The 18983-nt window shown below is 73.7% G+C and carries 15 protein-coding genes; 6 read left to right on the top strand and 9 right to left on the bottom strand.

Annotated features, from left to right (window positions below; translation table 11 throughout):
- Positions 1 to 7: 7 nt before the first annotated feature.
- On the bottom strand, positions 8 to 826 hold the full coding sequence (locus ACFXKZ_RS36965) for a SpoIIE family protein phosphatase (RefSeq protein WP_380007071.1): 819 nt from the start codon (positions 824 to 826) through the stop codon (positions 8 to 10).
- Between the two features lie 964 nt (positions 827 to 1790).
- Here ACFXKZ_RS36965 and ACFXKZ_RS36960 point away from each other — a divergent pair.
- Positions 1791 to 2630: a hypothetical protein gene (locus ACFXKZ_RS36960; RefSeq protein ID WP_380007068.1), complete on the top strand. Its 840-nt coding sequence runs from the start codon at positions 1791 to 1793 to the stop codon at positions 2628 to 2630.
- Positions 2631 to 2657: 27 nt separating this feature from the next.
- Here ACFXKZ_RS36960 and ACFXKZ_RS36955 read toward each other — a convergent pair whose 3' ends face one another.
- From ACFXKZ_RS36955 to ACFXKZ_RS36945, 3 genes are all read right to left on the bottom strand, one after another.
- A complete protein-coding gene (locus tag ACFXKZ_RS36955) occupies positions 2658 to 3290 on the bottom strand; it encodes an AAA family ATPase (RefSeq protein ID WP_380007065.1) in 633 nt (210 codons plus the stop codon).
- Positions 3291 to 3322: 32 nt separating this feature from the next.
- Positions 3323 to 4270 (bottom strand): D-2-hydroxyacid dehydrogenase family protein, encoded by a 948-nt coding sequence (locus tag ACFXKZ_RS36950; RefSeq protein ID WP_380007062.1) that lies wholly within the window; start codon positions 4268 to 4270, stop codon positions 3323 to 3325.
- Between the two features lie 81 nt (positions 4271 to 4351).
- Positions 4352 to 4639, bottom strand: coding sequence for a hypothetical protein (locus ACFXKZ_RS36945; protein ID WP_380007059.1), 288 nt, complete (start codon positions 4637 to 4639; stop codon positions 4352 to 4354).
- A gap of 161 nt (positions 4640 to 4800) precedes the next feature.
- On the opposite strand from ACFXKZ_RS36945, the gene ACFXKZ_RS36940 reads away from it, so the two are divergent.
- A complete protein-coding gene (locus ACFXKZ_RS36940) occupies positions 4801 to 5094 on the top strand; it encodes a hypothetical protein (RefSeq protein ID WP_380007056.1) in 294 nt (97 codons plus the stop codon).
- Between the two features lie 253 nt (positions 5095 to 5347).
- Here ACFXKZ_RS36940 and ACFXKZ_RS36935 read toward each other — a convergent pair whose 3' ends face one another.
- The gene (locus tag ACFXKZ_RS36935) at positions 5348 to 6157 is read right to left on the bottom strand and encodes a siderophore-interacting protein (protein ID WP_380007053.1); all 810 of its coding nucleotides are present in this window, start codon (positions 6155 to 6157) and stop codon (positions 5348 to 5350) included.
- Positions 6158 to 6505: 348 nt separating this feature from the next.
- Here ACFXKZ_RS36935 and ACFXKZ_RS36930 point away from each other — a divergent pair, with 348 nt between their 5' ends.
- From ACFXKZ_RS36930 to ACFXKZ_RS36915, 4 genes are all read left to right on the top strand, one after another.
- A complete protein-coding gene (locus tag ACFXKZ_RS36930; RefSeq protein ID WP_380007050.1) occupies positions 6506 to 7714 on the top strand; it encodes an acetyl-CoA carboxylase biotin carboxylase subunit family protein in 1209 nt (402 codons plus the stop codon).
- Positions 7711 to 9420 carry an IucA/IucC family protein gene (locus ACFXKZ_RS36925; protein ID WP_380007047.1) on the top strand — a complete coding sequence of 570 codons (1710 nt, stop codon included), beginning with the start codon at positions 7711 to 7713 and terminating at the stop codon, positions 9418 to 9420. The genes ACFXKZ_RS36930 and ACFXKZ_RS36925 overlap by 4 nt, the downstream gene beginning before the upstream one ends.
- Positions 9421 to 9543: 123 nt before the next feature.
- Positions 9544 to 11268, top strand: a complete 1725-nt coding sequence (locus ACFXKZ_RS36920) for an IucA/IucC family protein (RefSeq protein ID WP_380007044.1) — start codon at positions 9544 to 9546, stop codon at positions 11266 to 11268.
- Positions 11265 to 12461 carry a type III PLP-dependent enzyme gene (locus tag ACFXKZ_RS36915; protein ID WP_380007040.1) on the top strand — a complete coding sequence of 399 codons (1197 nt, stop codon included), beginning with the start codon at positions 11265 to 11267 and terminating at the stop codon, positions 12459 to 12461. Before ACFXKZ_RS36920 ends, ACFXKZ_RS36915 begins: the two co-directional genes overlap by 4 nt.
- Before the next feature lie 108 nt (positions 12462 to 12569).
- Here ACFXKZ_RS36915 and ACFXKZ_RS36910 read toward each other — a convergent pair whose 3' ends face one another.
- From ACFXKZ_RS36910 to ACFXKZ_RS36895, 4 genes are all read right to left on the bottom strand, one after another.
- Entirely contained in the window at positions 12570 to 13361 is a 792-nt protein-coding gene (locus tag ACFXKZ_RS36910) for a class I SAM-dependent methyltransferase (RefSeq protein ID WP_380007037.1), read from the bottom strand.
- A gap of 48 nt (positions 13362 to 13409) precedes the next feature.
- Positions 13410 to 14642, bottom strand: coding sequence for an ABC transporter substrate-binding protein (locus tag ACFXKZ_RS36905; protein ID WP_380007034.1), 1233 nt, complete (start codon positions 14640 to 14642; stop codon positions 13410 to 13412).
- Positions 14643 to 14970: 328 nt separating this feature from the next.
- The gene (locus ACFXKZ_RS36900; protein WP_380007029.1) at positions 14971 to 15483 is read right to left on the bottom strand and encodes a hypothetical protein; all 513 of its coding nucleotides are present in this window, start codon (positions 15481 to 15483) and stop codon (positions 14971 to 14973) included.
- Positions 15480 to 17993 carry a nitrate- and nitrite sensing domain-containing protein gene (locus ACFXKZ_RS36895; RefSeq protein ID WP_380007026.1) on the bottom strand — a complete coding sequence of 838 codons (2514 nt, stop codon included), beginning with the start codon at positions 17991 to 17993 and terminating at the stop codon, positions 15480 to 15482. Before ACFXKZ_RS36895 ends, ACFXKZ_RS36900 begins: the two co-directional genes overlap by 4 nt.
- Positions 17994 to 18983 lie beyond the last annotated feature (990 nt).

Genomic DNA, 18983 nt, shown 5'->3' with positions numbered 1-18983 from the left:
GGCCTCGTCAGGTGCCGAGCGGTCCCGGTTCGATCAGGAACAGCGCCGCGTCGCCGGGGAAGGCCGGGGCGAAGTGTGCCTCGACGTCGACCGCCAAGCGGTGCAGCGCGTCGGCGAAGTCGCCGCCCACGTGGCTCGGGGTGCGCTCGGCGAACGGGTAGGGCGTGCCGTCCGCGCCCGCGGCCTCGGCGAGTTCGTCCGTGTACAGCAGCACCCGCTCGCCCCGGCCCGCCGCGACGGTCAGCTCCGGCGGGCGGAACGTGCCGGGCGTCAGCGCGCCGATCGGCGGGGTGGCGTAGATGGGTTCCAGGCCGAGCACCCGCCGGCCGACGACCAGGAGCGGGTTCGGATAGCCGCGGTTGACCAGGGTCAGCGAGCCGTCGCCGGCCGGGCCGCCGGCGCGCTCGACCAGCAGGAGGCGGACGAGGGGGCGATGGCCGCGCGCATGGTCCTCGCGCAGGGCCAGCGCGATCCGGTGGGAGACCTCGGCCGGCGAGGGCACCTCGGCGGCGGCCGCACCGAATGCGGCGATCACCTCCGCCGCCAGATCGGGCGCGCACAGCGGATCGCCGGCCACGTCACCAAAGAGCGCCCGGGCCCCCAGCGGCGTCTCGCGAATCTCGCCGAACCAGCACCGATCGGGTGGGTCGGCCGGCTCCGCCGGGCCGGCGATTCGCCGAGCGGCCACGCGCAGCCCATCGACCCGGGCAAGGGTGGTTTCCCCCACCCTCGGCGCGACGGCGTACCCGGCAGGCGCGGGATGCACACGATCACTCGACGTGCTGCTGGACGGATCGGACTCGGGCGGCTGCGCGTCGGTGCTCACGGATCTCCTCGCCGGCGGGATACCTCCGACCAGTGTCACCCACCCACGAACCCCCGAAACGCCCCCAACCCCACCCACCACCCCCAACACCCACCCCGCACCCACCCGCACTTGCCCCGCGCCCGCCCGGGCCTGCCCCGCACCTGCCCCGCACCTGCCCCGCGCCCCCACCCGGGGCAGGCCCGCGCTCGCCCGCACCCACCTGGGCCCCGCCCGCACTTGCCCCGCGCCGGTTCGGGCCCGCCCCGCGCCCGCCCGGGCTTGCCCGCACTTGCCCCGCGTCCGCTCGGCCCCATCCCGCGCCGGTTCGGGCCCGCTCCGCGTCCGCCCGGGCCCGCTCCGCGTCCGCCCGGGCCTGCCCCGCACCCGCTCGGGGCCGTCCCGCGCCGGCTCGTCCCGCCGCGCGTTCACCGGGCCTGCCCCGCATCTACCCCGCGCCGCCCCGCGCCCACCCGGGGCGTCCCGCAGCTGCCCTGCGCCGGCTCGGGTCCGCCCCGCGCCTGGCCCGCGTCGGCTCGGGCCCGTCCGTCCCCGCACTTGCCCCGCGTCGGCTCGGGTCCGTCCCGCGTCTGCCCGGGCCCGGCCCGCACTTGCCCCGCGCCTACCCAGGCCCGCTGCGCGCCCGTCCCGCACGTACCCGCGCTGGCTCCGCGCCCACCCGGGGCTGCCCCGTGCTCGTCCCGCACCTGCCTGCCCGCGTCCGGTCGGGCCTGCCCCGTGCCCGCCTGCGCTCACCCCGTGCCCGCCTGCGCCCACCCGGGCCTCTCCCGCATTTGACCCGCGTCCGCTCGGGCCCGGCTCGCGCCCCGTGCCGCGTTCACCTGGGCCGTCTCGTGGTCGTGGCTCCGTGTCCCGTGGCCGGCTCGTGTTTGTCCATCGGGGAGGCTTTGGGGGTTTGGGGGGTGGGCAGGGTTGGGGGAGGAGAGGGGTTGGTGTGGTGAGTGGTGGGGTTGAGACCGGGGCCATGACCTCGTTCGACGAGATTTATGATCGGCCGGATCCTCGGGGGTTCTTTCGGGCGCTCGGGGCGTGGGGCTACCAGACGCCGCATCATGCGCAGGACGTGTTTCGGCGGCTCGTCGCCACCCGGGCCGAAGGTGCCGCGGGCGTTGCGGTCCTGGACATGTGTTGCTCGTACGGGATCAACGCGGCGCTGCTCAACCACGACGTGACCCTCGCCGAGTTGTACGACCGGTACCGCTCCGCGCCCATAGTCGCGATGGACACCGCCGAGCTGATCGAGGCCGACCGCGAGTGGTACGCCGCCCGCCGCCGCGCCGACGCGGTGTCCGTGATCGGCCTGGACGCGGCGGCCAACGCCATCGCCTACGCGCGCGCCGTCGGCCTGCTCGACGCCGGGTTCGCCGAGAACCTGGAGGTCGCGCCGCCCTCGCCGGAACTGCTCGCCGCCACGCGCCCGGTCGGCCTGATCACCGTCACCGGCGGCGCCAGCTTCCTGTCCCCGCGCAGCTTCCGCCCCTTCCTGACCGACGCCCCGGCACCCGTGTGGGTGGCCGCGTTCGTCCTGCGCACCGGCTCCTACCGAGCCATCGCCGACGGACTCACCGCCCACGGCCTGGTCACCGAGAAGTTCGGCCCGCACACCTTCCCGCAACGCCGCTTCACCAGCGAACGGGAACAGCGCTACGCCGTCGACGCGGTGATCGCCGCCGCCGAGGACCCCGAAGGCCGCGAATCCGCGGGTTGGTTCCACGCCGCGCTGCACCTGTCCCGCCCCGAGGACCACACCACCACGTTCCCCCTCGCCACCCTCCTGCCCGACGGGCCGCGGGAGTGGATCTGACCCGACGGGGGTTTTTGCAGACACGCGCTAGACGAAGCGGATGTGCCGCAACCCCGTCCAGGCCCGGCGTACCCGAGCCCGTGCGGGGGAGTCGGTGTTGGGCGCCAGGGTCAACCCGGTCGACTCGGCGATCAGGTCGGCCACCCTCGGCGTGTCGATGTGGTCGGTGTGGATGTGCTCCGCGAACTCCGGGCCGGCCAGGCGTTCCAGGCACAGATCGAGCCGGGCGACCGCGAAGCTCTCCCGCCGCAGCGGCGCCTCCCGGCCCGCCACCACGCGCACCGCCCGCCCGAAGCCGCGCTCGGCCAGCCGCCGCAACACCGTGCCCCGCTCGGCCAACAGCGCGAAGTGCCGTACGTCGTGGCCGCGTTCGCGCAGCCGGCCGACGATCTCCCGGAAATAGTCCGGCTCGATCAGCGTCATCGGCGCCAACACCGGCCCCGGATGCCTGGCCAGGGTCAGATCCAGCACCTCGTACACCCCCTGCCGCCACGCGGGCAGATCCTGGAAGTCGCCGCGCAGCGCACGCGGCGTCATCCGGTGCAGCCCGAAACCGACCTCCTCCGGGTCGCAGAGCACACTGCCCGGCAGCCGCCGGTGCAGCTCGTGCGCCGTCTGCGTCTTGCCGCCCCCGAAGGGGCCGTTGATCCAGATGAGCATGCGCACGACCTTAAGCCGCCGACGCCGACGACCTACAACTCCCGTACCGGCACGCCCGCGAGGAAGGCCGCGACGTCCTCGACCGCCTCGGCGTACGCCAGTTCGTAGTTGCCCCGCGTCGCATACCCGATGTGCGGGGTGAGCACGGTGTTGGGCGCGGCCAGGATCGGGTCGTCCGCCGGGATCGGCTCCACGGGATACACGTCCAGCCCGGCCCCCGCGATCCGGCCCTCGTGCAGCGCGGCCAGCAGCGCGTCCCGGTCCACGATCGGCGCGCGCGAGGTGTTGACCAGATACGCGGTCGGGCGCATCAGAGCGAGTTCGGCCGCGCCGACCAGCGACCTGGTCCGCTCGCTGTGGCGCACATGCACGGTGACGAAGTCGGCGCGCCGGAACAACTCCTCCTTGGCCACGACCTCGACGCCGACCGCCGCGCCCTGTTCGGCGGTGAGGTTGCTGCTCCAAGCCAGCACCCGCATCCCGAACGCGGCGCCGACCCGGGCCACTCGGGTGCCCAGCTTGCCCAGACCGACCACGCCGAGCGTGGCGCCGGCGAGGTCGACGCCCACGCCGCGTTGCCAGGTACCGGCCCGCAGGCTCGCCTCCTCGGCGCCGGTGCCCTTGGCCAGTTCGAGGATCAGCGCCCACGTCAACTCCGCCGCCGGATGCGGGAGCAGACTCGTGCCACAGACGGTGACGCCCCGGGCACGCGCCGCCTCGACATCGATCGCGGCGTTGTTCATCCCCGTGGTGATCAGCAGCCGCAACGCGGGCAGCCGGTCGAGCAGTTCCGCCGCAAACGCGGTGCGCTCACGCATCGCCACCACCGCGTCGAACCCCGACAGGCGCTCGACCAACGTGTCGGGGTCGGGCACATGGTCCGGGAAGAAGACCGCCTCGGTGTCGTCCGGCAGCTTGCCCCAGCAGTCGAGCGCTGCGGCCTGCCCCTGATAGTCGTCGATCACGGCCACTCGAAACACGTGCGCCCCCTCGCCTGCGGCCCCCGTCGCGCGGCTCGCCCGGCCGGACCGGGTCCGACCCTACCCGCGGTGTCGGCGAGGTCAGCCGAGGGCCGCCAGGCCCGTGCGCAGGTCCTCCAGGTTCATCACCGGCCGGACGGCGACCTTGGCGCCCATCTCGAAGAACGGTTCGGCGATGGACGGCAACTGGGAGGAGTCCTGCATGTCGAACACCAGCAGACACGTACGGTCGCCCTCGAACGCGGCGAAATAGGCCGCCTCGGGGTTCACCCGCTCGACGATGGACTGGATACGTTTGCCCAGCGACCCGTCCGCGATCGCCTGGTTGCCCACCTCGGTGTTCATCCGTGCGGAGAGAAGCATGCGCATCGATCTCACCTGCGTTTCGGTACGGATCGCGCTCGACACTCGCCTCGGGCGTCGCGGAGGACTCGATCACGTACGTTTCCAGCGTCCTCCCGTGCTCCCACCCGTGCAAACGCCCGGGCGCGCGACCGCGTATCGGGTGTGCCGTCGGGTATGCGAAAGGTATGAACGCGCGACGTCGCGCTTCGAGCAGGCGCCCTCCCGGCAGCGAGGCGGCCCATCCCCGCAGCGACCTCCCCGCGCGTCGGGTCATGTCCCGGATCGCGCTGCCGTTCTTCGTGGTCGCGTGCGCGGCGTGCGCCGTGGCCGCCGCCGGGGACGTCGCCGACAACGTGCGCACCCTCTGGCTGATCGCGGCGATCGTCTGCGCCGTCACGGCCGTGATCGCCTGGATCGACCTGCGGGTGATCGCCCGCCGGATGCGCGAGGAACGGACCCGGTCCGGCCGACCCGGGTGAGTCGATCGCCCTCGACGCACGGTCGGCGCGTCGTGACCGGGGATTTTGCGCGCGCACCGTGGTCGGCGCCGCCGCCCGCCCCTCCACCGGCGCCGCCGCACGCCGCGCCCGGGACCTCGCCGGCGCTCGCCGTGTCCGCCGGGTGCGCGGTGCCGGGGGTGGCCGGGCGCGCCGGCCCCGTTCCGGGCCGGCCCGCCGATGCTCGGCCCGGTCTCCCCCGCTCGGGCTCACCCGTCGTGCCGAAGTCGCCCGATCAGTGGGTGAGTTGCACCCGCGGAGCAGCGGTGCCCGGTTCGGTGTGCGCGGTCTCCTCGGTGTGACCCACCCGCCAGTAGCCCATGAACGCGATCGCGCGGGGGTCCATGCCGCGTTCGTCCTTGAGGTGTCGGCGCAGCGCCCGCACCCGACCGGCCTCGCCCGCGAGCCACGCGTAGCCGTGCTCGGTCGGCGGCCGGGCGTCGCGGACCGCCTCCAGGAGGCGGTGGTCCCCGGCCGGCGCGCCACCCCGGTGCAGCCAATTCACCCGTACGCCGGGCGGTGCGGCCAACCGCTGGCGGTCCGCCTCGGTGGTCACCTCGACGAACACGCTCCCCTCGGCGTCGGCCGGCAACGACTCGACGATGGACCCGATCGCCGGCAGCGCCGCGTGGTCCCCGACCAGAAGCAGGCGCCGGCCCGCCGGCGGCTCGAAGCTGTAGCCCCCGTTGCGGGCGGCGGTCGGTCCCAGCACCTCGATCGGGTCCCCGGGGCGGGCCGCGCGCGCCCAGCGCGACGCCGGCCCGCCGGGCGTGTGCAGCGCGAAGTCGATGTCGATCTCGACCGGATCCGAACGGTGCGCGCGCACGGTGTAGGTGCGCTGGTACGGCCGGTCCGCCTCGGGGATCCGCGCCCACGCCTCGCGCCAGGTCAGGTCCGCCCGGGTGATTCGGGGTGCCGGTCGACCCTCGCGCGGGACGAACAGCTTGATCCGCTGATCCGGCCCGCCGGGCACGAAGCTCGCCAGGCGTGGGCCGGTCAGGGTGATCCGGACCGCGTTGCGGGTGATCGTGGTGTTGCGGACCACGGTGAGGTGGAAGGGCCGGTACAGCCGCGCACGACGTTCACGTTCGGTGGTGATGGGAACTCGCCCTCTCGGACACGGGTCGACCGGTGGACGACACGGGACGATGTCGGAGTTAGGTTAGCCTGACCGCGTAGGTTTCACGATCACCCGCGACGCGCCGACACAGGGCCGAACGGGCTTGGCAAGGGCCGGATTTGGCCAGGAGGTATGGCTAGCCTAAGTTGGTCCGGGTCCCCGGCCGGTCCGGGTCGGGACGCCCGGCGGCGGGTGTGTTCGCCGAGGGCGGGGCGTGCCCGGGCCCGGCGTCCGGATCGACGAGTCGACGTGTCCGAGGGGGAGCGATCACGCATGCGGCTGTACCTGCTCGCGCTCAACCCCACCGACTCGGTGACCGACGGCTTCCTGCCCGCCGCCCACCGACTGGGCCTGGACGTCACCCTGCTCACCGACCCCGCGTACGCGCCGGCTCACCTCGCGGTGTGCGGCGGCCGGGATTTCGTCGAGGTCGTGGAGTGCGACGTCCGTGACTTTCGCGCGGTGATCGACCGGATCGCCGACGGCCCCCGCCCCGACGCGGTGTTCAGCAACAGCGACCACCTCCAGGTGCAAACCGCCCTGGCCGCCGCCTGGTTCGACCTCCCGGCCAAGGACTGGCGGGCCGCGCTGCACGCCAAGAACAAGGCGCACATGCGCCGACGACTGGCCGCGACGGGCGTCGACCCGGTCTGGGCCGCCGAACTGGCGCCGGAGCGGGACGCGAAGGAACTGCTCGCGCTCGACCCGCCGTTCCCGTGCGTGGTCAAACCCCGCGAGGGCGTCGCGGGCGAGGACGTGGTGCTGGTCGCCGACGACGGGCAACTCCTGGCGCGCTGCGCCGAGATCCGCTCCCGTCGGCCCGGCGCGGCGCTGGTGGTCGAGGAGTTCCTGAGCGGCGAGCTGTACACCCTGGAAACCCTCGGCGACCGGAACGGCACACGGGTCGTGGCCGGATTCCACACCCACCTGTCACCGCCACCACACTTCATCGAACTGCGGCTGGATCTGGTCCCGCACCCGCCTGCCGCGAGCACCGCCGGCGTACTGGCCCGGCTCGACGCGCTCGGCGTCGGATTCGGGGCCTGCCACACCGAGTTCGTGCTCCAGAACGGTCGCCCCCGGATCATCGAGGTCAACTACCGCGCCATCGGCGACCAGTGCGACCTGCTGCTCGCCGACGTCCTGGGCATCCCGCTCTTCGAGTACATCCTGCGCGTGCACCTCGGCGACGACCTCCCCGCCGACCTCGGCGCGCACACCGACCGGCACGCCCGCATCGACTGGCCGTGCGCGGACCGTGCCGGCGTGCTCGCCACCGCTCCGGGCCGCGAGGACACCACCTGCGACGCGGGTGTGCGCACCGACTACCACCCGCTGCGGGCGATCGGCGAACGACACGAACTGCACCACTCCAACCGGGACTACCTCGGCGTGCTGCGCACGATCGGTACCGACCGGTCGGCGGTCGACCACGCGGCCGAGGCGTTCCTCGCCGACCGCACGTGGGGCATCACCCCGTGACCGAACCCGCCGTCGCCGACCCGGCGCCACCCGACCCGGCCCCGCGCGGCGCGTCGGCGAACGCCCCCGACGGCGAACAACTGCGACGGGTGCTCGACGCCGTGCTGCGCGAGGACATCCTCGGACTGCGCTCCACCGCCGAGACCCTGCACCGGCCCGACGGCACCTGGTTGCGGCTGAACGCCCCGGACGGCGCGGCGAGTTGGCTGATCCCCGTACGCCCCGACGGCTTCCAGTGCGAGTACGCGGCCCGCGAACCGCTCCTGCTCGCCGAACACGCCGGCACTCGACTGACCACCACCGATGCCGTGTTGGCCACCCTGCGCGACCTGGCCGACCCCCGCGACCGGTCCGGCTTCGACGACTTCGCCGAGGAGTGCCGCCAGTCGGCCCGGGCCGGCCGCGTCATGGCCGACGCCCTCCCGGCAGTCCGTGCCCGGCTCGCCGCCGACCACGGCCCGGACCCGAGCACCTGGACCGGACTGCGCGCCGGCCCGGCCCTGGACACCCTCGCCGCACACCTCGACCACCCCATCCACCCGACCCCGCGCGCCCGTTCCGGTCTGGACCAGGCAGCGCTGCGCCGTTACGCCCCCGAACACCACCCGACCTTCCGGCTGCGCTGGGCCCTGCTCCCGCACGACGCGGCCACGCTCACCGGCACCCTGCCCGACTGGTGGCCCACCCCCACCACACTCGGCCGCCCCGACCTGGAACACAGCCGGCTCGCGTTGCCCGTACATCCCCTCACCCTCGACCGGCTCCCGGAACCGGCCGTGCCCACCGCGCCGGCCCACCTGGACGTACGCCCGACCCTGTCGATGCGCACCGTCGCGGTGCTCGACCACCCCGGCGTACACCTCAAGCTCCCGCTGCCGATCGCCACCCTCGGCATGCGCAACCGACGCACCATCAAACCCGGCACCCTCGTCGACGGCGCCGCCGGCCAACGCCTGCTCGCCGCCGTCCTGGACCACGAACCCCGCTTACGAGAAAGGGTGTTGCTCACCGACGAACAGACCCACCTGCACGCCGGCCACGAACTGCTCGCCGTCCTGGTGCGCCGCTACCCGAACCTGCCCGACGACACCCTCGTACTTCCCGTCGCCGCCCTGCTCGCCCGGGTACACGACGGCACGTCCGTCCTGGACCGGGTCGCCGAACGCTGGTACGACGGCGACCGGTTCGCGCTGCTCGACGCCTACCTCACGCTGCTCCTGGACTGGCAGACCACACTCTTCCGGTACGGCGTCGCACTCGAATCGCACCCGCAGAACCTCTCCCTCGTACTCGCCGACGACCGACCCGTGCGTCTCCTGCTCAAGGACAACGACGGCCCCCGGATCAACCGGGCCCGCTGCCCGGTCGAGCACGACGGCTTCGACGACCCGCGCACCTACAGCCCCGACGACGGGCCGCTCGCCGCCCTGTTCGTCACCATCACCGTGCATCTGTGCGCCGGCGCCCTGGCATTCGCCCTGTCGGACCCCGAACGCGCTCGACTGCTGCGCCTGGTGCGCGACCGGCTGGCGGAGATGGCGGATCCGTGGTTGCGCCGCCGGATCCTCGACGCGGATCGGCTCCCGATCAAGGCGATGGTCACCGCCGGGACCCTGCTCACCAAGGAGCGCTCCGGCGCGGCCGACATCAACAAGCACTACACGACCGGACCGAACTACCTGCGCCGGCCGGCCGAAACCCCGTAGCAGCCGGAGCAGCCCGCCCATCCCACGGCCCGAGCCGCACACCTCGCACCGCACATCGCGCACCTCGCACCGCACATCGCGCATCTCGCACCTCGCACCTGCCAAGAACCGCCGGAGTCGCCCATGTCGCCGCAGTCGGCCCGACCCACGACCACCGCCGCCCAGGCCCCGCCCGCGCCGCCCTCGGCCGACGACGCCGTCGCGCACACCCTGTTCAACTGTCTGCTCCGGGAGGTCTGCGGTCCCGAACGGCACAGCGTGGTCGAGCCCGACGGCGGTCACCTGCGGTTGTGGCTGGCCCGATCCGGTACCGAACTGCGGGTCCGACTGCGACGCACCTCCCTCCTCGGCGACCACCGTTTCACCGGGCCGGTGAGCGAACGACGCGGGCCCGGCTGGCATGCGCTGTCCTGGTCCGAGTTGGGCCGGCGGGTGCACCGCGAACTGGGCATGCGTACCGGAGTGCCCAACGACGAGTTCCTGGGCCAACTCGCCTCCAGCCACGCGGGCGTGACCGCCGGGCTGGCCCGCCGCGCCGCGCCGCCCGCGTCGCGCTACCTGGAGTCGGAACAGGCGCTGCTGTTCGGACACCGCTTCCACCCCACCCCCAAGGCACGCGGCACCGACCCGACCACCTGGGCCGCCTACGCCCCCGAGGCCCGCGCCGAGTTCCGGCTGCGACACCTGGCCGTACGCAGCGAACTCGTCGCCCAGGAACACATATCCGCCGCCGACACCGCCGTCCTGGACCGGCTCGCCCCGGTGCCGGCCGGGTACACCCTGCTGCCCGCACACCCGTGGCAGTACGAACTCCTCGCCGGCCACCCACACCTGCGCGCCGCACTGCTCCGCGGCGACATCCGCGACCTGGGCGAGGCCGGCCCGCACTTCGCCGCGACCGCGTCGGTACGCACCCTCGCCGGCGCCGGGGTGTTCCTCAAGTTCAGCCTGAACGTGCGCATCACCAACTGCGTACGCAAGAACGCCGCCTACGAACTGTCCGGCGCCGTCGCGCTCACCCGGGCGCTGGCCCCGATCGCGGGCCGCACCGCCGTGCGTTACCCGGACTTCACCCTCCTCGGCGAGCCCGCCTACCGCAGCCTGTCGGCGGACGTCGCCCCCGAACTCCTCGAAGGTTTCGGGGTGATCGTCCGCGACGGGATCGACGCACGGCTGCGGCCCGGGACCACGCCGCTGCTCGCCGCCGCCGTCGCCGCCGAGTACCCGACCGGGTCCGCGCACCTGTCCCGACTGCTCGACGGTGCCGGGCCCGACGAGGCGCTGCACTGGTGGGAGGACTACCTGCGGCTGCTCGTCCCGCCGGTGCTGGCCCACTACTTCGCGCACGGCGTGGTCTTGGAACCGCACCTCCAGAACGTCCTGGTCACGGTGGACGCCGGCGGTCGGCCCCGGCAGGTGCTGATGCGCGACATGGAGGGGACCAAGCTGCTCCCCGGGCCGCACGCCGCCGTGCTGGCCGCACTGCCACCGTCCGTGGCCGCGCCGATGACCTACGACGCCCGGCGTGGCCGGGACCGGGTGGTCTACTGCCTGCTGGTCAACAACATCGCCGAAATGCTCGCCGCGCTGGTCGACGTCCATCCGCCCCTGGAGGCCCGCTGCTGGGCACTGGTCCGCGCGGTCCTGGCCGAGTGCGCCGCCGAACACGGCGATCCCGAACCGCTGCGCGCGCTGCTCGCGGGCGCGCCGCTGCCCGCCAAGGCCAACCTCCTCGCCCGCTGGGAACGGCGCGCCGACCGCGAGGCGGAATACGTCCGCATCCCCGCGCCGCCGGTCGGGCCGACCCCCGACGGCACAGCCCGCACCCCCGTCCGGAGCATGCGATGATCCCCCCGCACATCCGCGCCCACGTCACCGACCTCGCCCCCGAGGCGCTGCCCGCGTACCTGTACGACCGGGCCGGGCTGCGGGCACACGCGGCGGCGGTGCGCGCCGCGCTGCCCGAGGGGGTCGAGGTGTACTACGCGGCAAAGGCCAACCCGGCACCGGAGATCCTGACCGCGCTGGACGGTTCGGTGACCGGCTTCGAGGTCTCCTCGGGCGGTGAACTCGCCCATGTACGCGCCCACGTGCCCGATGCCCGGATCGCCTTCGGCGGCCCGGGCAAGACCGACGCCGAGCTGATCGCCGCGCTGCGGGCGGGCGTCGAGCGCATCCACGTGGAGAGCCGGGCCGAACTGCACCGCCTGATCGTGCTCGCCACCCGGCATACGCCCGATCGCGACGTCGATGTGTTGCTCCGGGTCAATCTGCCCCTGGGCGGCGGCCTGTTGCGCGGCGCGGCGCTGACCATGGGCGGCGATCCGTCCCCGTTCGGCCTGGACCCGGACGACGCCGAGGCGTGCCTGTACCTGCTGCGCGGTCCGGACGCGGGCCGGGTCCGGGTGCGTGGGATCCATGCCCACCTGGCCAGCGGACTGGACGCGGACTCCCAGGTCGCCGTCGCCGCGCGGATCGTCGACTGGACCCGAACGGTCGCCGACCGGCACCGGATCGCCCTGCCGGAGGTCAATGTCGGCGGCGGCATGGCGGTCGACTACACCGACCCCACCGCCCGCTTCGACTGGTCCCGCCTGGGCGCGGGTCTGGCCGAAATCCTGGCCGACCGTGCGGACTTGTCCCTGCGCATCGAACCGGGTCGGGCGCTGACCGCCTACTGCGGTTGGTACGCCACCGAGGTGCTGGACCTCAAGCACAGCCACGGCGCGGCCTTCGCGGTGCTCCGCGGCGGCACCCACCACCTGCGCACCCCCACGGCCAAGGGACACGACCAGCCCTTCGTCGTCCTGGAGAGCCCACACCCGTGGCCGCATCCGTGGCCGCGCCCGCGGACGACCGCCACCGAGGTCACCCTGGTGGGCCAACTGTGCACCCCCAAGGACGTGTTCGCCCGCCGTCGCCCGGTCGCCCGACTGGCGGTCGGCGACCGCGTCGTGTTCGCGATGGCCGGCGCCTACGCGTGGAACATCTCCCACCACGACTTCCTGATGCACCCCCACCCGACGTTCCACCACCTGTGACGGAGCGCTGCGTGCACACGCCTGCGGCCCGAAGCCGGTCGGCTTCGGGCCGCAGGGTGGTCGCACGCGGTGCCGGCGCACGGTGGTCGGCCGGCCCGGTGTCGACGGTCAGTGCTCGCCCGGCTTGGTGCCGACCGTGGAGATCAGCCGCCAACCCGTGGTGACCAGGTCCGGTTGCAGCACGATCTCCTGGAAGCGGTCCAGGAGTTCGTCGGCCACACCCAACGCAAGGAGCTGGGGCCGAAGTTGCCGGGCGTTGCAGGCGTACAGGCGGTGCGCCGGGCCCGGGCCCGCGCAATCGGGTTCGGTACGCACCGCCCGGATCCCGGTCAACCCCGCCTCGGCGAACGCCTCGTGCGTGGACGCCGCCCATTCCAGGTCGGCGCCCCGGTTGCGCAGCACCGCCAGGATGCCCTCGACCACCTCGGTGAAGATCTTGGCGTCGGTCGAATCGGCGCAGTTCAGCACGCGCGGCGCGGTCGGGCAGAACCAGTCCTCCAGGACCAGTACGCCGCCCGGCTCCAGGGCCTCGACCAGGCGGGTCAGGATCTCCCGACGCTCGGGTATGTGCAGTAGCACCAGCCGGCCGTGGATGCCCAGGAACGGGCGCGGCGGCAGGGTGTCGGTGCGCAGGTCGAGCGGGAAGGTGTGGATGGGCGCGCCACCCGTCGGCGCGGACACCGAGCGTGCGGCCAGGTCGGTGGCGTGCACGGCGCCGGACGGGCCGATCCGGCGGGAGAGTTCGCGGGCGATGCTGCCCAGGCCGTACCCGATCTCCAGCCACTCCTGGCCGGTCGGGGTGTCGAGCGAGTCCAGCACCATTCGGGTGGTCGGGTCGAGCAGGCGTTGCAGGGTCTCCAACTGGTAGGTGATGTCGTCGGCTTCGGCGAACGCGTACAAGGCCGGCTCCTCGCGTGGGTGGGGTGGAGGGTGGGGAGGGAGGGCGGATCAGCCGCCCAGCACGGCCAGCTGCTCGACCGCGACATTGGCCCGCTTGGGACCGTCGTTGCGCACCTCGAAGCGGTACCACTGCTGCACCGGCGAATGGGTGGCCGGGTTCAGCTGCATCACGCCGCGCGGGCTGTCGATCTGACCGACGTTGCCCAGGGCGGTGTTCACCGCCTCGGGAGTGAGCGGCTTCTTCTGCGCGCGGACCGCGCCGATGGCGCTGTCCAGGGAGCGGGCGATGTCCCACGCGGCGACCGCGTAGATCGTCGGGCTGCGGTCGGGGTGGCGCTGCTGCCACGCGGCGACGAAGGCGCGGTTCGCCGGGTTGTCCAGATCCGCACCGTAGGTGGCGAACGTGGTGATGCCGGCGGCGGCGTCGGACTGGGCGTCGAGTTGGCGTCCCTCGGTCAGCGGACCACTTGCGTACAGCGGGAGTTTGGCCGCCTCGGACGCCCGGTACTGCTTCACGAAGTCGACCGCCGCGGTGCCGGCGTAGAAGGTGTAGACCGCCTTGGCGCCGCTCTGCGCGATCTTGTTCAGGTACGGCAGGAAGTTCTGCGTGCCGGGGAACGGGGTGAACGTGGTCTTGCCGTCCGGATTGGCCAGTGTGCCACCGGCTTTGGTGAACGACTCGGTGAAGCCCTTGAGTTGGTCCCAGCCACCCTGGTAGTCCGGGCCGATCGCGTAGACCGGGCCGTTGACGTGCTCCTTGACCCAGGGCCCCGCGGCGGCGCCGGCCTCGTAGGACTGGGTGTTGAACGACCAGACGTGCGCGGTCAGTTTGGGGTCGGGGAACTCGGGGCGACCGGCCACGCCCATCAGCGCGGTGTTGTTGGCGGCGGCGATCGGCAACACGCCGGCCACGCTGCCGCCGCTGACGATGCCGGTGATGGCCAACACGTTCTGCTGCTTGACCAGTTCGGTCGCGGCCGGGACGGCGGTCGGCGGTCCCGCGCCCTCGTCGCGCACCACGATGTCCGCCTTGAGGCCGCCGAGCTTGCCGCCGTGTGTGTCCCGGTACAGCTCGAGGCCGGCGCGGGTGTCCTCGCCGACCGCGGCGTAGGGGCCGGTGGCCGGGGTGAGCAGGCCGATCTTGGCCACCTCGTCGGCGGCCTTGCCCTTGTCGTTCCCCGCCGCGCTGCCCGAGCACGCGGACAGCACGAGGAGGAGCCCGGTGGCGAGGGCCACGGGGGTGCGAGTGGAGCGGATCCGTCTACGTATGGAGCTGCGCATGTCGGTCTCTCTCTCGGACTGGAAGAGCACGGACGGAAGGAGCGTGGACGGAGGTGCCGCCGGACGGGCCGGGCGCCGACCGTCGTGGCGCGGACGGGATGCGCGAAACGGAGTGCGCGAAACGGGGCGCGCGATACGGGTCGAACTCCCCTCGGGTCGGCGGCTCACCCGCGACGGCACGGGACGCGGGTCTCGGGGTGTCCCGGGACGTGCGGGAGCCACGCGGGGCGCGATGCGCCGGATCGGCCGGTGGGCCGGGCGCGCGAGTACGCCGGGCGACTCGGGCGGATGGCCGGATCGCTCGGTGGGGGCAGCCGGGCGGTTCGGATCAGAAGACCCGGCTGGGGGCGGGCATACGCGCGGGTTGCGGCTGGAGGCCGCGGCCGCGCGCGAGCGGGGTCAGCGACGGGCCGACCCGCTCCATCAACGCGTGCATCGCCCGGATCAACTCGCCGACGTCGGCGTTCCAGGTGGTCGCCACGATCAGCGCGGAGGGGTGGACCTGTCCGTCCGGGCCCGGAGCGGTGTTGCCCATGGTGAGCAGCAGGCCGTGCTCGGCCTGCGACATCAGCACACTGACCGGCCCCAGGCCCATCAGGTCGGCGCTGTAGTCCTGCATGAGCAGGGCTCCGGGTGCGCTCGACGCGATCTTCTCGGCGTTCGCGAGCCATGCCGCCTGCGACGCCTCGTCGGGGCGTATTCGACCGGGCAGCGCGGCCTGGGCGACCAGCAGCGAGTCCCCGCTGGCGGCCACCGCGTGCAACACGTCGGGGGCGTGGTCGTGGACGAACTGGCGCATGAAGTCGTCGAGCACGCTCTGGTCGACGGCGGGCTCGGTCATGGGGATTCCTTGGGGGTCCGGGTGAAGGGCAGATCGCGGGCGCCGCGGCCGAAGGAGGCGGCGGCGGCGCTGGCCTGCGCGATGTCACGGGTGGGTGGGGCGCTACGACGGAACTGGGTCGGTTGGCCCGTGCGCCGTGCCCGCCGCGGCAGGCCCTGGGCGGTCAACTCGGGCGCGAGGTTGGCGGGGAGCGGGCCGCCGGCGATCGGGCCGGGCAGGTGCGGGTCGGCGCCGTTCGCGGCGTCGCCGAGCGCGTCGGCGGGGCCGCTGCCGCTGCCACTGCCGTTGGCGGTGAGCGGGTACGGGCCGTTCGCGAAGGGGCTGTGGCCGTTGGGGCCGCTCGCGAAGGGGCTGTGGGGGCCGCCTGCGTTCGGGCCGCTGCCATTGGCGCCGACGGCGATGGCGGCGGGTGCGGGTCGCGGTGCGATCGGCCGGGCGCCGTTGTCCACCCGGCGGCGGTGCCGGCCGACGGAGGCGATGATCGCGTGCGGCAGCACGATGTCGACGACCGTGCCGCCGTCGGTTCCGGGCCGCAGTTCGACGTCGATGCCCAGCGGGCGGGCCTGGAGCGCGACCACGGTCAGACCGGTCTGGCGCAGCGACGGCAGCGCGTCCACGTCGGCCTTGAGCCGCCGGTTGAGCAGGTCCGGGTCGTGGTGGCCGACGCCCTGGTCCAGGATCCGTACCAACACGCCCGCCTCGGTGCGCGCGGCGGTGATCTCCACCTCGTGCCGGCCGGAGAAGCGGGCCGCGTTGTCGACGATCTCGCCGATGATCTGGGTGACCGCGCCGACCGTGTCGCCGGCGAGGGTCACCGAGGTCGGGATGCCCTTGAACGCGATGTCGGGCAGGCGTTCGTAGCTGGTCACCCGCTGGGCGCCGGCGCGGACCACCTCGTAGAGCGGGGTGTCCGGCCACAGCCGGTTCGGCGGTTGCCCACTGAGCACGGCGATCGAGTCGGCGAGCCGCTTGGTGCCCTCGTTGCCGTGGTCGACCTCGAAGACCGTACCGAGCTGATCGACCGTCAGATTGGATTCCTGGAGCCGGTCGAGCGCGCTGCTGACCCGACTGGTCTGCACCCGGATGCGCCGGGCGACGTCGCCGAGCGCGTCGTTGTACTCGCGCTGGGCCAGCACCAGCGAGGCGCTGTGCTCGACCGTGCTGTACGCGAGGGTGGTCAGCGCGCGGGCCAAGTCGGCGATCTCGTCGGCGCCGCGCTCGCGTTCGGGCTTGGCGCCGAGCATCTTGAGCGCGTACGTCCGACCCGTCTCGTGCGGGGCCAGCGCGTCGCGCCGGCGCAGGTCGGCCTCCACGGCGGGCAGCGTCTCCTGCGTCATCACGGTGACCCGCTCGGCCAGGGTCTGCAGGCGCCGGTGCAGCAGTCGCCCGAGCCAGGCGGCGGCCGCGGCGGCGGCGAGCACCGCGCCGATCAGCACCGCGCCCTGGATGCCGGCCAGCCACCACCGGTGGTCGGCCACGTCGGCCACCTCGCGGGCCACGTCGGCGTCGGCCTCCTGCTCCACCGACCATACGCGGTCGGCCCGTTCGGCCAATGCCGCGCGCCAGACCTCGGGCTCCAGCGGGCCGCGCGTGAGCGCGTCCTCGGTCTGCGCGACGCGGATCATCTCCGGACCGGACAACGATCGGGCCAGTTGTTCGCGCCACTTCGACGGCGCGGTCACCGCGAACGCCTCCAGCGCCTGGTCGTGCGCGGCGCGCGCGGTGGAGGAGGCCTTGAGGACCGGGCCGCCGAGCGGGTCGGCGCCCAACGAGCGCAGCACGGTGACCTGTTGCTGGCCGAGCGCGGCCCGGGCCTGGGCGAGTGCGGTGATCGCGCGCAGCCGGCCTGCGGTCTCGCCGGACACGCCGGGGTCGAGGGCGACCCGGGCGCGCAGGTCCACGGTGGTGCCGATCCAGGCCCAATAGCGCACGGCCGCCGCCGAGGTGGCCACGCCGCGCTGGTCGACCTGCGCGCGCAGTCCCGGCAGGCCGCGCAGCGCGATGTCGACGGCGGCCAGCGCGTCGCGTTCGGCGGTGGAGACGGGTTCCAGGCCGCGACGGCGGTCCTGGTAGCGGCGGATGGCGGTCTCGCTCGCGGCGATCGCGGTGCGGTAGTCGGCGCTGGTGATCGGTCCGGGGCCGCGCGAGAGCAGGGTGACCGCGGCGGCGCTCTCGGCCTGGAGCCGGCGGCCCACCTCGCCCGCGTCGGCGGAGACGCGGACCAGGTCGTGCGCGTGGTCGGCGGCCCGAGCCTGCTCGACCATGTCCAGGATCGCCGATCCGGCGAAGAAGACCATGCCCGCGGAGGGCACGACGACCATGAGGGTGATCAGCCCGCGGACCCGGGGCCGGATCCGGGCGGCGAATCGAATCCGCAGCGGAGGACGGGAGTTCGGGTCGACGGTCGGCAGCGACGCGAAGACCGTGCCGGTGGGTGGCGAGAGGTCGGGCGGCGCGTCGGCGGTCGGCTGTGCCGCGCTCGCCTTGCGGGAGGGACGTATCCTCATCATCCGTGTTCGCCCCTCGTGCCCGGTCGGGTGTGCGCGGGCGGGTTCGGCGTCGACGGGTGCCGCGGACCGGCGGTCACGGTCACGACTGCGGCCGGACCGCGGGCGGCGGACGTCGGGAGGAGCCGGTTCGGCCGGCCGGCGCGGGTCGCGTGGGCGACGTGAGCGGGACGGCGGAGTAATCGCAACACGGGTAGTGATCCCTGAACGATGGTCGGCGGGGGAGGACTTGCGACGAGCGGGGGCCCGCGGGCGGGCCGCCGGCGAAGGGTTGCGGCGGCGTCGACGCGGTCGGTTCCGGCGGCCGGTGGATCGTGGGCCGGTCCGGGACGGGGTGGTCCGGGATCGGCGGATCCGGTGGGGGTCTGCGCCCGGTTCGGGCCGATCGGGTCGCGATCGGCCGGTAGCGGCGCCTCCGCTTCCGGTTCGCGGACATTCCGGTCACCCGGTGCCGGGCCTCGACACGATCCGAACCGGTGTCCGGGAGGGCGGGTGTCCGTGAGCGGGTCATGGCTGCTCGGGGCGGATGCGGGCCCGAGGCATCAGGGCACAGGATGCGGCCGGCTCCCGCGAGACCAAGTGGCGGCCCACGTGCGGGAGTTGGAGCCCCGTTGCGGCGCCCTCGGACAGTCGGCCCACCGCTCCGGGATCATTCGGTCGTGAGCTTTCGCCGCAAAAACGCCCATGAACGGATCACTCCTCGCAAGGGGGTGCGGGGTCGACCAGGAAACGCCCGATAGCGGCTGGGGCAACTGTTCGCATCGGTGCGCACACACACTGTCCCTGCGAATCCACCGGACGTCAAACGAAACTTGGGTCTCGTTGCGCCCCTGTTGTCACCGTCACGTCACCCGTCGAGGTCGTCGACGGCCGGGGCACGGGGTGGCCTCCGGCGGTATCGAACCGACCGGATGGCCGGGATGTCCGAGCCGATCCGCAGAACGAACGAAAGCCCGGTGAAAGGGGGTTGCCGGTCAATTGCGGAGCGGCGCC

The sequence above is a fragment of the Embleya sp. NPDC059237 genome (genome assembly GCF_042754105.1).
Classification (GTDB): Bacteria; Actinomycetota; Actinomycetes; order Streptomycetales; family Streptomycetaceae; genus Embleya.
This window is presented reverse-complemented; position numbering and strand designations above follow the sequence as displayed.

Bases quoted from the DNA above. Each gene is read 5' to 3' on its own strand.
- ACFXKZ_RS36960 (WP_380007068.1), top strand. From the start codon at position 1,791: ATGACCTCGTTCGACGAGATTTATGATCGGCCGGATCCTCGGGGGTTC.
- ACFXKZ_RS36955 (WP_380007065.1), bottom strand. From the start codon at position 3,290: ATGCTCATCTGGATCAACGGCCCCTTCGGGGGCGGCAAGACGCAGACG.
- ACFXKZ_RS36945 (WP_380007059.1), bottom strand. From the start codon at position 4,639: ATGCGCATGCTTCTCTCCGCACGGATGAACACCGAGGTGGGCAACCAG.
- ACFXKZ_RS36940 (WP_380007056.1), top strand. From the start codon at position 4,801: ATGAACGCGCGACGTCGCGCTTCGAGCAGGCGCCCTCCCGGCAGCGAG.
- ACFXKZ_RS36930 (WP_380007050.1), top strand. From the start codon at position 6,506: ATGCGGCTGTACCTGCTCGCGCTCAACCCCACCGACTCGGTGACCGAC.
- ACFXKZ_RS36920 (WP_380007044.1), top strand. From the start codon at position 9,544: ATGTCGCCGCAGTCGGCCCGACCCACGACCACCGCCGCCCAGGCCCCG.
- ACFXKZ_RS36915 (WP_380007040.1), top strand. From the start codon at position 11,265: ATGATCCCCCCGCACATCCGCGCCCACGTCACCGACCTCGCCCCCGAG.
- ACFXKZ_RS36905 (WP_380007034.1), bottom strand. From the start codon at position 14,642: ATGCGCAGCTCCATACGTAGACGGATCCGCTCCACTCGCACCCCCGTG.
- ACFXKZ_RS36900 (WP_380007029.1), bottom strand. From the start codon at position 15,483: ATGACCGAGCCCGCCGTCGACCAGAGCGTGCTCGACGACTTCATGCGC.
- ACFXKZ_RS36895 (WP_380007026.1), bottom strand. From the start codon at position 17,993: ATGATGAGGATACGTCCCTCCCGCAAGGCGAGCGCGGCACAGCCGACC.